The following is a 12,499-nucleotide window of genomic DNA, read 5'->3' as shown; positions in this document are numbered from 1 at the left end:
AGATGATAGTATGCACACTCAACGGTAAGATGGCCTACCCGTCATCTTCGGACAAAATAAAGGTGACGTACGAGAACCAGTATGTCAAGGACTCTGGCTCATACACCTACGATATCACGTTCCCGATGGATATCGCGGCCAACCGCAAGATCTTCGGCAACGTGCAGCGCATCGACGTGAAAAAAGCCATTGCCGACTTCGAGACGTGCCGACTGTATGCCGGCAACCGTCTCGTTATGTCTGGCAAGGGCACCGTCACTTCCATCACCCCAGAGAAAGTGAAGGTGCAGATAGTGGGCGGCAAGAGCCGTATCAAGTACAACTCGAAATTCGAGAAGCACTTCATCGACGAGATCGAGTATCCCACGGTCATCCTCGACAGCGGCGTTGACATGGCCACCACGCAAAACTTCGGCTATTCTGTTCCGTTCTCGATGGAAGACAAGAATGTCTTTCTTCCCATCGATCTCACAAAATCCAATTTTGTCGGGCAGAAAGGCGTAGCGGTGCTTGCGCCTGTCAACGACGAGACCAACGACGTACAGGCCAACCGCGTGATGGCCATGAAAGGGACAACGTTGAAAATCAATGGCCATAAACTAAAGGGCGACTTCCGCATAATGACAAATCTTGCCCTTCAGCCATACCTTTTCTACATTCTAAGGAAGGTGATGGAATATGAGGGATATACTATCGTGAAGAATGACTTCGATAAGGATCCTTGGAACCGGCTGATCATTGTCTCTGCCTGCAAGTCGAGGAAGATAAAGGACGCTTTGCCTCATTGGACAGTGTATAAGTTCATCGATGAGCTGCGCAAATTCTTCAATGCCTCTTTCGTCTTCGATGAAGTGGCTAAAACCGTGCGCATCTCTGCTACCAACGAACTGCTGACCAACGACACGGTAACTTATGAGTGCGAGGATGACTTCTCGGTGGAGCATGATGACGACGGACTGGATAACCTCGTCACGTCGAACATAGAGTATAACTTTGACGATGCCGCCAACCGCGACTGGCGCGAGTATATCTCGCAATCAGTATTCAAACAATACAAGACAAAGGAATATGCTACAGTAGCAGAGCTAAACACGGCAGCTGAGAAGATGACCGACCGCGAGCGCCGGACCACTATCTTCAAGGTTGGCCATATCTATTATATCTGGGCCGAGCTCCCTAAAGACGGCAACCCGGAGAACAAGGAGACGGAATGGCGACGGACGGCATGCGGCTACTTCAACCCTATCATCCGGGATATCAACAGCGACAGCTCGCAACAGTTGAATATCTGTCCGGCAGCCATGTATCAGCGACGAAACTTTGACGGCGATAACAAGCAAAAGAAGTTCTTTGAATCTTTGTTCGACAGAATGGGTGACCGTTGGATCGTCGTGCCGTCCGTTACCAATGAGAAGGAGGCTTCGGTGGAAGATATGGAAGTGGATGATGACGGCAACTATTACATCACCGTACAGGATGCGATGGAAGGGACATCCAATGAAAGCACCACATCAGAGGACAGTGACGACACGCGAATGCCAGTGGCGTTTCAGGCCAACTGCGTCGTCAACAGGGTGAGCCATGCCGCCGTAGTCTGTAGTGATCGGCTGACCAACGAAGATACGGATTACCGTGCGCCTGTGCTCTACACCGACTATAGGTTTTATCCGGATTACGTCGTGTCAAAAGAAAGAGGGTCGTTGTCCCTCGAATACACGCCTGCCAATATCGGCCGGACGTTCGGTAACGGCAACCGGACGTTTGGGAACTTAGGCAGGGATGACAACAACAGCCGCTTTAAGACAACCCCTGTAGATGCACACGACCTCATCACTTTCAAGTTCGTCACCGACGAAATACCCGATCCGTCGAAAATCTTCATCTTCCATAATAAGCGGCATATCTGCCAGAAGATAGAGATGAACGTCACTGATGACGGCATCGACAAGGAGAAGACCGGCTACTTCTGCGAGATACTTTGATCTCCTTTCATAATATATATTTTTCAATTTTGTTTTTTCAAGGGGAGCGGTGAGTGATTCATAGTTCCCCTTTAAAGAGTTTGGACACTCTAAAGCTCGTCCTCGTAATCGAGAATGGCTTTATTGATCTTGTCTACATTGGTGGGTGTGTACATATCGGTGATGGATATCGACGAATGCCTTGCCTGATCTCTGACAGACAGTACGTCCATATTACTCTTCAGCATGTTCGTTATGCCTGTATCCTTCAGACTGTAGAATTTGAGCTCGGCAGGCAAACCAAGGTCTTTTCTCACATGTCTGTTCCAGTAATCTCTGAACTGTTTCTCGCTGCACCTCTCCTCACCTGGTTTGAAATCATTGGAAAAGAGATAATAGGAGGACGGTTCGGAGAGCACCCTAAGCTCAATCATAAGGGCCATCACTTTCTTTGGAACAGTCAGTACGGCACTCTTACGGTTCTTAGTACCGTTGCCATGCAATGTCAGCGCACTGCTCTTGGCACTAATATCACCAACACGCAGAAAAGACATCTCCCTGGGACGGACAAAAAGGTAATGCAGGAAATAACAGGCCAGCAGGAAGTATTTGTTGTTGCTCTCGAGATAGGAGTGAACCCGCTTCAGGTCGTAGTCATCAATGGTTGTCCTGTTCTTGTCTCGGTTCCTTTTGTTGACAAGCACCAGACCAGCGGTCGGATTCTCATTGACGAACCCTCGCTGCAACAGCCATGAGCAAAAGGTTCTGAGCCAGGCAAGGTAGTTGTTTCTGGTCTGTATGGAATTTCCTCTGTCGATGAAGACATAATCAAGAAACTTAGAAATCAGTTGTTTGTCAAGTTGAAAGACATACTTGACACTCTTCGCGGCCCACTCCTCGAAGATCTTCATGTAAGAACAGTATGAGACAAAAGACTCCTCCCTCAGACTTCCTTCCTTGGTCAGTCTTGCAATATAGGTCTTATAATCCTGGCAGACTACATCAAAATTGGTATATTCGGCAGTTTTATTCGAATCCATCCAAGGATTCCATCCTCCAAGCAGCTTTTCCGTCAGACGTTGGATAATGCCGTCGGCATATTCCCGCTGCGCTCTCCTGCCCTTAATACGCCCTACCATGATTTTCTTTCGCTTCATCTTGCCAGTAAGAGGGTCATAGGCCATGAAGTCGACATAACTCTCCTTACCGAGATGAAGCCGAGGTGGAGTCCATTTCTTTATTTCCGCGATTGCGTCGTTTTTTGAAAAATTATTTTTTTTAACCATTTCCTTTTTATGGAAACGGCCTGTCTTGATAACAACCCCATGATATCCGTGTCCGACTTTTGTCCGACCGATTGTGTCATAAACGCAAATAAGCGGTTGAAAATCAACCGCTTACCTTACTTAAAGTCGGGATGACCGGACTCGAACTGGCGACCCCTACGTCCCGAACGTAGTGCGCTACCAACTGCGCTACATCCCGATTATTGGATGCAAAGGTATAGTTTTTTTTGATAATGGCGAAACAATTCAATAAAAAAAAGAAGTTTGAAAAAAAATCACGAAATGTTTGTGAAGTTTCGGGAAAAGCATTACCTTTGCACCCACATTCAGGAAACAATGTCTTTCAAGTTGCAAATAACGGTACCTTAGCTCAGGTGGTAGAGCAATGGACTGAAAATCCATGTGTCCTTGGTTCAACTCCAAGAGGTACCACTTCCTCCTTTCATTCGAATCCGGTTTATGGCCTCGGTCATTGCCGGATTTTTTTGTTTGAAATATTTAACTGTTTTGTTGCAGGAATGGGAAAATAGCGGTAAATTTGCGACATGGACAACAGGCTGAGAGATTCTGATGAACATGAAGTAGCCAAAGATACAAAGCAGTCATGATTCATCTCCACGACATCAATAAAACCTATTTCGGCGCGCAGCCGTTGCATGTGCTCAAGGGTATTAACCTCGACATTGACGACGGTGAGTTTGTGTCGATTATGGGTGCGTCCGGCTCCGGAAAATCAACATTACTGAATATTTTAGGCATTCTCGACAACTATGACAGCGGAGAGTACACTCTTGGCGGCACACTAATCAAGGACCTTAGTGAGACACGCGCTGCCGAGTACCGCAATCATTTCATCGGTTTTATCTTCCAGAGCTTCAACCTGATAGGTTTCAAGACGGCCGTAGAGAATGTAGAGCTGCCGCTTTTCTATCAGAATGTCTCCCGGAAACGACGCCACAAGCTGGCGCTCGAATATCTTGAACGTCTGGGACTGTTGCCTTGGGCGGATCATTATCCCAACGAAATGTCGGGCGGCCAGAAACAGCGCGTTGCCATTGCCCGCGCCCTTATCACCAATCCTAAAGTCATTTTGGCGGATGAGCCAACAGGAGCACTCGACTCCAAGACGAGTCTTGAAGTCATGCGGTTGCTCAAACAGTTGCACCAGGAAGAACATAAGACCATTGTCGTAGTGACCCATGAGAGCGGTGTCGCCAACGAGACAGACAAGATCATCCATATCAAGGACGGAGTTATCGGAAAGATTGAGGACAACTATGACCACCGTGCCAGCATCTTTGGAGAAGGAACCGTAATGAAATGACAGATATACTGCAAGAGATATTCGCTACCATCAGCCACAATAAGCTGCGCACTTCCCTCACGGGCTTTGCCGTAGCGTGGGGCATTTTTATGCTTATCGTCCTCTTAGGGGCGGGCAACGGGCTCATCAACGGGCTTACTCACAATATGGACCATTTCATGGCCAACTCCATGCAGGTGTCCGGTGGTGAGACCTCAAAAGCCTACAAGGGCATGAAGGAGAACCGTCCCATTACGCTTGACGATGGCGACATTGCCACAACCCGGGAAAAATTTGCCAACAACGTGGAGACTCTCGGCGCGGAAGTGTCGCAGAGCGGAGTAATTGTCAGTACACCGGGCGGCAGCTATGTCTCTACAACCGTCACCGGTGTGTATCCCAACGAGGCGGAAATCAACAAGATAGACATTCTCGACGGTCGCTTCATCAACCAGATAGACCTTGCGCAAAGACGTAAGGTACTGGTCGTAGACGAGGAACAGGCAAAGCAGCTCTCGCCTGGAAATTATCATCTTCTGCTTGGCAGTCAGGTCAATGTAGGAAGTTTGTCTTTTGAGGTTGTGGGTATCTCAAAGAAGGACGAGAGCGGGATGAGCCAGAGTGTCTATGCTCCTTTCTCCACCGTTCGTGCCATCTATGCCAAGGGCGACAAGACGGATGACATTGTCTTTTCTTTCCAGGGGCTGAAGAGCCAGGCCGACAACAACGCTTTTGAGGACCAGTACCGTGGCAGTCTGAACAAGAACCACAATGCGGCGCCCGATGACAAGGAAGCGGTGTGGATATGGAACCGCCTCACGGAGAATATGCAAATGGATAAGGGTATGTCCATCATCAGAACAGCACTGTGGGTGGTCGGCTTGCTGACACTTGTCAGTGGCATCGTCGGCGTGGGTAACATCATGCTCATCGCCGTCAAGGAGCGCACACGCGAGTTTGGCATCCGGAAAGCCATCGGAGCCAAGCCTGTCTCGATCCTGAGGCTCATCATCGCCGAAAGCATCATCATCACGACCTTTTTCGGATATATCGGCATGTTCCTCGGCGTGCTTGCCAATCAGTATATGAATGCCACCATTGGCAGTCAGACCTTGGATATGGGTGGTGGCATGAAGGTGACAACTTTTCTCAATCCCACTGTGGGGCTTGACGTCTGCGTTGAGGCTACCTTATTGATGATTGTCGCCGGTACACTTGCCGGGCTTATGCCTGCACGTAAAGCGGCTAAGGTGAGGCCCGTCGTAGCCCTGGCGGCGGAATAACATGGAGAATCCCGACCATGATGATAGACATTGATGCATATAAGGAAATTATTGAGACGCTCATGCGCAACAAGACCCGGTCGTTGCTGACGGGCTTCGGCGTGTTCTGGGGCATCTTCATGCTGGTGGTGCTCCTCGGCGGCGGTCAGGGAATGAAGGATGCACTGAGTGAGAATTTCCAGGGTTTTGCCACCAACAGCGTCATTGTCTATCCTCAGCAGACCACGGTGCCGTGGCATGGTTACCGGAAAGGCCGGGCATGGGGACTTACCGGCCGGGACGTCACCCTGTTGCGGCAGATACCTGAGATGGAACTCATCACACCTCTCGTCATGCGATGGGGCAGCAGGGCATATCATGGTGACAGGAAGACCCTGTGCAACTTCCGTGGCGTACGCCCCGACTATGTGCGTGTGGACGAGCCCAACCTGCTCTACGGGCGGTTCATTAACCGTATGGACATGGATCAGGGACGGCGTGTGTGTGTTATCGGGAAAAAGATCTACAATGACCTCTTCCCCGATGGGGGCGACCCTACGGGACAGATGGTGCGCATTGACTCTACCTATTATCAGATAGTCGGAGTAGACCTCGCTTTAGGCAACATGAGTGTAGGCAGTCGCGCAGAGGAGCTCGTGACGGTGCCGTCGACACTTATGCAACGGACCTACAATCTTGGCGACAGCGTGACCATGGTCTGCATGGTGGCGCGTCCGGGCGTACAGACACGGCCTCTGATTCCGCGCATCAGGAACATCATAGCTCATGCACATGACTTCTCTCCTAAGGATGAGAAGGCGCTTTTGGTGTTCAACTCGGCTACCATGTTTTCTATGGTTGACAGCCTCTTCAGGGGTGTCAACTTCCTTGTTTGGCTGGTGGGTATCGGAACATTGCTTGCCGGAGCCATCGGCGTGAGCAACATTATGATGGTCACCGTGCGTGAGCGTACCGTAGAGATCGGCATTCGGCGGGCCATCGGTGCCACACCGAAGATGATTCTTACGCAAATCATTTCGGAGAGCATCCTCCTCACCCTTGTGGCAGGGATGATGGGTATTGTCTTCGCCGTACTGATTCTCCAAGCTTTGCAGTCAACTGCCGGCACTACGGCCGGTGAGGTGACAGCCCACTACCAGGTGTCGTTTTGGACAGCTCTGGGAGCTTTGTTGCTGCTCAGTGTTTTGGGTGTCCTTGCCGGACTGGCACCGGCCATGCGGGCTATGGGCATCAAGCCTGTCGATGCCATGCGTGACGAATAAACGGAAACGAAATACATACATCAACATGAAAAAAGCAATAAGAATAGCGGCAATCGTTCTTGTCCTGATTATCTTCATCGGCACTTTTGTATTCCTGTGGCTGCAGGGCAGACAGAAGCCGACGGAGTATAATGAGTATGCCGTCAGGCTGATGGACATCTGCAAGACCACAGTCATCACGGGAAAGATTGTGCCGCGCAACGAAGTCAATGTCAAGCCGCAGATCTCCGGTATCATCACCGATCTCTACAAGCAGGCGGGCCAGACCATTCAGGCGGGCGAGGTGATCGCCAAGGTCAAGGTTATACCCGATGAGAGCCAGTTGTCGGCAGCGCAGGCGCGCGTGCGACTCGCCAATATCAATGAGCGGCAGGCCGCTGTCGACTATGGTCGCGAGAAGACACTCTACGACAAAGGACTCGTCTCCGGCGATGAATACGACCAGAAACGCAAGGCTTATCTTCAGGCACGTGAGGAAACGTTAGCCGCTACTGAGAATCTCGAGGTAGTGCGAGATGGCGTGTCGGCATCCAATGCCAGCACGTCGTCCACGCTGATCCGGTCTACCATCAGCGGACTGATTCTTGATGTCCCGGTGAAGGTCGGCAACACCGTCATCCTCTCCAATACATTCAATGACGGAACTACCATTGCCACGGTCGCCAACATGAACGACCTCATCTTCGACGGTAACATCGACGAGACGGAGGTGGGGTCGCTCCGCGTGGGTATGCTGATGAAGATCACCATCGGAGCGATGCAGAATGAGCGTCTGCAGGCATCGCTTGAGTATATCTCGCCGAAAGCTACAGAGAACAACGGTGCCAACCAGTTTGAAATAAAAGCCGCGGTGAAGGTGGCCGGAGGTAACCAGATTAGGTCGGGATACAGTGCCAATGCCGAGATTGTGCTGGCTGAGGCACCGATGACTCTCTCTGTGCCTGAGAGCTGCATTCTGTTTGAGGGCACCAGGACCTTTGTTTATGTGGTCAAGGCAAAGGCAGAGAATGCCGATGACCGTTATGTCAAGCGGTATGTCACCACCGGTCTTTCCGACGGCATCAATATCCAGATCAAGAGCGGATTGAAGAAAGGCGAGACGGTGAGAGGGCAGAAGAAGGTGAAGGAGGAGGAGCAAGAGGAGCAATAGCCGCAGCCACGCGATAGAGGGTATCCGTCTTCTGATAGAAACGCAGTGATTTCCAGTTATTACCCTGCCGCGTGACTTGTGCCAAGCCCTTGCTGTCGTCTGGCATAGGGATGAGGGTTAACGGTTTATCTTATCACAGTTTTCTTTCCCTGACGGATGAAGACACCGTGGCGTGGATGGCTCGCGTACTGTCCTAAGAGGTTGTAGTAACCGTTGTCGGAAGTTGTTTTGCCGACAGCAATATCCTTGATGGCTGTGGGAGTGGTAAGGAACTCCTTCATTTCTGACAACGCAGATGTGGCTCGTCCCGTGTTGCTGTCAAAGAGCGGGGCGTTGTACCATCCGCTGAGGCTGGTGCCCTTGGCGTTGTATTCCGGCCACCACCAGAAAAGCCCGTTGACTTTGGCGTGCTTGTTAAGCATCGTTACGAGGTCGGCAGTGAACTTCCGCTGTCCTTCGTCGGTGTAGGGATACGTTTTTTGATAGTCAAAGTTTGTGCCTCCCACAGCCCAGGCATAGGGATAGCCCGTCTCTACCACCATAATGTCTTTTTGAGGATAAGTCTTTTCGAGGTAGCTGATGGCTCCCTCCAATTCACTCATTGAGCCGTGGAAGTAAGGATAATAGCTCAGTCCGATGACGTCGTAGTCGATGTTCGCTGCGGTCATCTTCTGGTAGAAGTTCTTCAGTGCCGTATAGCCCTTGTTGTCTTTTTGCTGTGAAGTCGACACACGCTCCACGTGCACGATGATCTTAGCCTCGGGGCAGGTCTCACGCGTGGCTTTCGTGGCTTGTGCAAGGAGTTTCTCAAAGCGGTTCCAGTTAGAGGTTGAAGACGACGGCCAGCACTGATAAAGCGAGCCATTAGGACGTCCCCACAGCATACCGTAACTGATCTCGTTGCCTGTCTGCACCATGTCGGGCTTCGCGCCTGCGGCTTTCAGTTGTTCCAACATATCTTTCGTGTAGTTGTAGACCTTTGCAGCGAGGGCATCGTCGCTGAGCGATGCCCAAGCGGCAGGCGTCCACTGTTTACCGGGGTCTGCCCACGTATCAGAATAGTGAATGTCGAGCATGAACTTCAAGCCCTTGTCCTTGATGCGCTTGCCCAGGGTCTTCACCCATTCGATGTCCTGGCAGACGTTGGCATCGCTCACCCATTGCCCGTTGTGGGTGGTGGTCTGTTGTTGCGGATTGACGAAGAGGCGCACACGCATGGCGTTCCAGCCTTCGTCTTTGAGAAATCCGAGCACGTCATTCATAGCCTTGCCGCTGTGCGAATAATAGTCTGCCCCTGCTTTCTCATAGGCAGGAAGCATCGAGATATCACCGCCAACGTATTTCTGGGCAGAAGCCGTTGCGCAAGAAAGAAGCATCCATAATCCACAAGCAAACGTGTGGATGAAAGTGCTTTTTTGATATCTAATAATGTCCATTGTTGTTCGGTTTTAATTTCTTTCGTTGTCCGTCGTCCGATGGTATCGGTGCAGGACCGCCCCCTGCACCAATACCGTGTTACTTCACCACTTTCTGGCCATTATGGATATACACTCCCTTTTGCACGGGTCCTTTCGATAACCGCATGCCGGAGAGGGTGAACCAGGCATTGTCGCTGCTGGCGTTGGCTTTGAGGCTCTTGATGCCGGTGGCGATGTCGATCACGTTGCCGTAGACCGTGCTGAGGCCATAGTAGTTTCCGTTTTTGAACTCCATGTCGTTCTGCTGCGGCTTTCCTGTGTTAGCCGAGAAGATGATGTGGGTAGGTGTTGAAGCTTTGGTGTCAGTATAGCTGCCGTCCCAGGTCCACTTATACACCTTGGAGCCATTGCTGTGGGTGCCCACAAGCGTGCAGGCCACACCCGGCCAATTACCGCCGGTATAGTTGCCTTTGGCGTCCCAGGCCCAGCAGTTGATCTTTGACACCGTTCCCCAGGAGACAGGCACCTCGAAGAAAGCACAGACCTCACCTTTATTGACTTTGCAGAAGGAGGGAATCTCATGACTGCTTTTCTCTTCCGGAATGTTCTTGATGGCGGTAAGGTCCAGTCCGTCGGAGACATAGTATTTGAAGTTCTCGCCCTCGCAGGCAAGCTGGTAATCCTTGGTGTTGTAGTTGGGTTTGCCTAAGAGAAGGAGTACGCTGCCCTTGCTGCCCTCCACACACAGCACATAACCGTTGGTGTTGGCTTCCGATGTGATTACTTTGCTGGTATTGGTCACTCCGGCGAGCTGGCGGGCGAGAATGCACTTCTTGATGAGGGTCTTGTAGCTTTGCCAGTGGCTCAGCCAAATACAGGGCGTGCCGGGCATGGCGAGAATGTAGGCGTTTGCGGCAGCAATGTTGGCGCGCTGTGGGTCAGGGTTGTCGTGTGGCTCACCGGTATCGTGGTTATCGACAAAGGTGACGGCGTACTGAGGCTCCACTCCCGTGAGCGTCGCCGTGGTGTAGGCAGCCAGTTTGCCCCACTCTCCGCTGAATGCGCTTTTAATGAGATACTTCATCGGAAAGTCGAAAGTGGCACTCGTCTTGCCGGTAGCGTCTACCCAGTCTTTCACGCCACCAAAGGGATGGTCACCACTTTTCGAGTCGGTCACGGACCCCTGCCAGTACTCGCCCACAGAGAACTGCGGCTTGGCTGCCTCGTTGTACATCTTGACATAAGCAGGATCATAACCTTTCACAAAGTCGTAGCGGAAGCCCGTGTAGCCCATTTCGTTGAGCAGGAAATCCTCGTAGGTCTTGACGTTCTGTTGTGTCGTGGCATTGGTGTGGTCAAGGTCGCGGCATCCGCCATCGTTCAGGCCGGTATCCTTGGCACCCTTGATCTTTCCTTTCGCCTCGGAATCTGTTCCGGTCTGTGCCTCGTCGTCACTGCATATCTGGGTGTAGTTCGTGTGGTCCCAGCTGACACTGTACTTCTTGCCGGTGTTCTGTCCCGTGACGGTCTCATCGGCGAAATCACACCATTTGCTCATGCCGTTCTTGTGGTTGATGACGACATCTGCGATGATGCCGGTGCCTTTAGCCTTATAGGTTTTTATCATTGTCCGAAGGTCCGCCTCTGTGCCGAAGGCACTTTTCTGATTGAACCAATAGATAGGGTAGTAGCCCATGTTGTTCGTGGAAGCTTTGCACCATCCACTCTGCGGTACCCAGATGAGCTTGAAATACTTCGACAGCGTGTCGGCTTGCGTCGTGAGATTGGTCCACTGCGTGTCTGAATAACTGTCCCAGCAGAAAGCCTGGAGCATCACGCCGCCGTAGTTGGCTGGCCAGCCTTGTGCAAGGGCCCCGAGCGGAAGTAGGATGAGGGAGAGTAGAAGAGAATAAACGTGTTTCATAATTTGCTGTTTAAAATATATGTGTCATTATCTTGCACGAAGTTACGAATTAAATATGAATACGGATTGCATGATATAAATCAATTTGTGAATTATTTTGTGTAAACGTTTGCGCACACAGGAGATAGCCTGTAAAGATACCCCGTGAAAGGCACGAAAGGCATGAAAACAAGGCTGTCATCCGCACGATCGGAAGTGATTCCTGCTTTTAGGATTCTTCTTGTCACTTTGTTGCAGTTATGTCGTGAACTTGTATTTTAATTGACAAATGCCTCTCTGAGAATCGATTATTTTCAGTCAGGAGTTGTTGTGGGGCTGAATAATGGCCTTATTTGCTATTTTCATACATGTCTGTTTATCAATCAGTTGTATTATTTCCGGTTTCATTGAGATACCTGGATAGCCTTATTCCTGCGCCATTAAGCCTGTATCGGACTGCCTCTGCAGTTGAATCGCGATGCGTTTTAACCGTAATCGTAACGCGTTTCAACCGTCATCACATTGCCTTTTAACCGTAAACGTGACATGATTCAATCGTTAAGGTGCCTCCATCCAATCAATATCCCACTTTCCGTCCACTTTCTCGCTCTGGAATGCATGCCTCACAGAGTGCTTTTTTCTATTATAAATGTTTACAATTCCAGGGTACTGTGAGTGCTGCCCGAGTTTTAGCTATTTGGGTAACAGACTGTCAGTTACAGTGACGACTGCCGCATTGAGCTGATGGAACAATCGGACCATTCTTCCATGTCGTCTGCATGGCCATTCGTTTATTCGTGTTCTTAGAATCTTCAGTTGACGGTCTTTCGGTCTTTTCATGGGCAATCCATCAGCTTTTTCATGGAAGATGCTGCATGTAACCATTTCGTTCTTCTTGCATGCAAACGATTGCGCGCTACCTTTTGCATTTTT

The 12,499-nt window shown here is 50.5% G+C and carries 8 protein-coding genes and 2 tRNA genes; 6 read left to right on the top strand and 4 right to left on the bottom strand.

The genetic code is table 11. The features are described from left to right. Positions 1–2: 2 nt before the first annotated feature. Complete coding sequence (locus tag PREMU_RS01675) at positions 3–1,982, top strand: hypothetical protein (protein ID WP_007572622.1); 1,980 nt, start codon at positions 3–5, stop codon at positions 1,980–1,982. Positions 1,983–2,071: 89 nt separating this feature from the next. Here PREMU_RS01675 and PREMU_RS01670 read toward each other — a convergent pair whose 3' ends face one another. Together PREMU_RS01670 and PREMU_RS01665 are read right to left on the bottom strand one after the other, a co-directional pair. Beyond that, complete coding sequence (locus PREMU_RS01670; RefSeq protein WP_007572620.1) at positions 2,072–3,247, bottom strand: tyrosine-type recombinase/integrase; 1,176 nt, start codon at positions 3,245–3,247, stop codon at positions 2,072–2,074. A 126-nt stretch (positions 3,248–3,373) separates the two neighbouring features. Further along, positions 3,374–3,446 (bottom strand) — tRNA-Pro (locus PREMU_RS01665). 160 nt (positions 3,447–3,606) lie between these two features. Between PREMU_RS01665 and PREMU_RS01660 the strand changes: the two genes are divergently transcribed. From PREMU_RS01660 to PREMU_RS01640, 5 genes are all read left to right on the top strand, one after another. After that, positions 3,607–3,679, top strand: a tRNA-Phe gene (locus tag PREMU_RS01660). A gap of 172 nt (positions 3,680–3,851) precedes the next feature. Further along, on the top strand, positions 3,852–4,571 hold the full coding sequence (locus tag PREMU_RS01655) for an ABC transporter ATP-binding protein (protein ID WP_007572619.1): 720 nt from the start codon (positions 3,852–3,854) through the stop codon (positions 4,569–4,571). Continuing rightward, a complete protein-coding gene (locus tag PREMU_RS01650) occupies positions 4,568–5,833 on the top strand; it encodes an ABC transporter permease (RefSeq protein WP_007572618.1) in 1,266 nt (421 codons plus the stop codon). The genes PREMU_RS01655 and PREMU_RS01650 overlap by 4 nt, the downstream gene beginning before the upstream one ends. A gap of 17 nt (positions 5,834–5,850) precedes the next feature. Further along, positions 5,851–7,095 (top strand): ABC transporter permease, encoded by a 1,245-nt coding sequence (locus PREMU_RS01645; RefSeq protein WP_007572617.1) that lies wholly within the window; start codon positions 5,851–5,853, stop codon positions 7,093–7,095. Between the two features lie 25 nt (positions 7,096–7,120). Further along, positions 7,121–8,245 carry an efflux RND transporter periplasmic adaptor subunit gene (locus PREMU_RS01640; protein ID WP_007572616.1) on the top strand — a complete coding sequence of 375 codons (1,125 nt, stop codon included), beginning with the start codon at positions 7,121–7,123 and terminating at the stop codon, positions 8,243–8,245. 125 nt (positions 8,246–8,370) lie between these two features. On the opposite strand, the gene PREMU_RS01635 is transcribed toward PREMU_RS01640, so the two are convergent. Together PREMU_RS01635 and PREMU_RS01630 are read right to left on the bottom strand one after the other, a co-directional pair. Next, positions 8,371–9,681 (bottom strand): glycoside hydrolase family 53 protein, encoded by a 1,311-nt coding sequence (locus PREMU_RS01635; RefSeq protein ID WP_007572615.1) that lies wholly within the window; start codon positions 9,679–9,681, stop codon positions 8,371–8,373. Positions 9,682–9,760: 79 nt separating this feature from the next. Further along, complete coding sequence (locus tag PREMU_RS01630) at positions 9,761–11,587, bottom strand: alpha-amylase family glycosyl hydrolase (RefSeq protein ID WP_007572613.1); 1,827 nt, start codon at positions 11,585–11,587, stop codon at positions 9,761–9,763. Between the last annotated feature and the right edge of the window lie 912 nt (positions 11,588–12,499).

It is taken from the genome of Hallella multisaccharivorax DSM 17128, assembly GCF_000218235.1.
Classification (GTDB): domain Bacteria; phylum Bacteroidota; class Bacteroidia; order Bacteroidales; family Bacteroidaceae; genus Prevotella; species Prevotella multisaccharivorax.
This window is presented reverse-complemented; position numbering and strand designations above follow the sequence as displayed.

What these genes read in the sequence shown, in the direction of transcription:
- PREMU_RS01675 (WP_007572622.1), top strand. Translation starts at nt 3, where the DNA reads ATGATAGTATGCACACTCAACGGTAAGATGGCCTACCCGTCATCTTCG.
- PREMU_RS01670 (WP_007572620.1), bottom strand. Translation starts at nt 3,247, where the DNA reads ATGGTTAAAAAAAATAATTTTTCAAAAAACGACGCAATCGCGGAAATA.
- PREMU_RS01655 (WP_007572619.1), top strand. Translation starts at nt 3,852, where the DNA reads ATGATTCATCTCCACGACATCAATAAAACCTATTTCGGCGCGCAGCCG.
- PREMU_RS01650 (WP_007572618.1), top strand. Translation starts at nt 4,568, where the DNA reads ATGACAGATATACTGCAAGAGATATTCGCTACCATCAGCCACAATAAG.
- PREMU_RS01645 (WP_007572617.1), top strand. Translation starts at nt 5,851, where the DNA reads ATGATGATAGACATTGATGCATATAAGGAAATTATTGAGACGCTCATG.
- PREMU_RS01640 (WP_007572616.1), top strand. Translation starts at nt 7,121, where the DNA reads ATGAAAAAAGCAATAAGAATAGCGGCAATCGTTCTTGTCCTGATTATC.
- PREMU_RS01635 (WP_007572615.1), bottom strand. Translation starts at nt 9,681, where the DNA reads ATGGACATTATTAGATATCAAAAAAGCACTTTCATCCACACGTTTGCT.
- PREMU_RS01630 (WP_007572613.1), bottom strand. Translation starts at nt 11,587, where the DNA reads ATGAAACACGTTTATTCTCTTCTACTCTCCCTCATCCTACTTCCGCTC.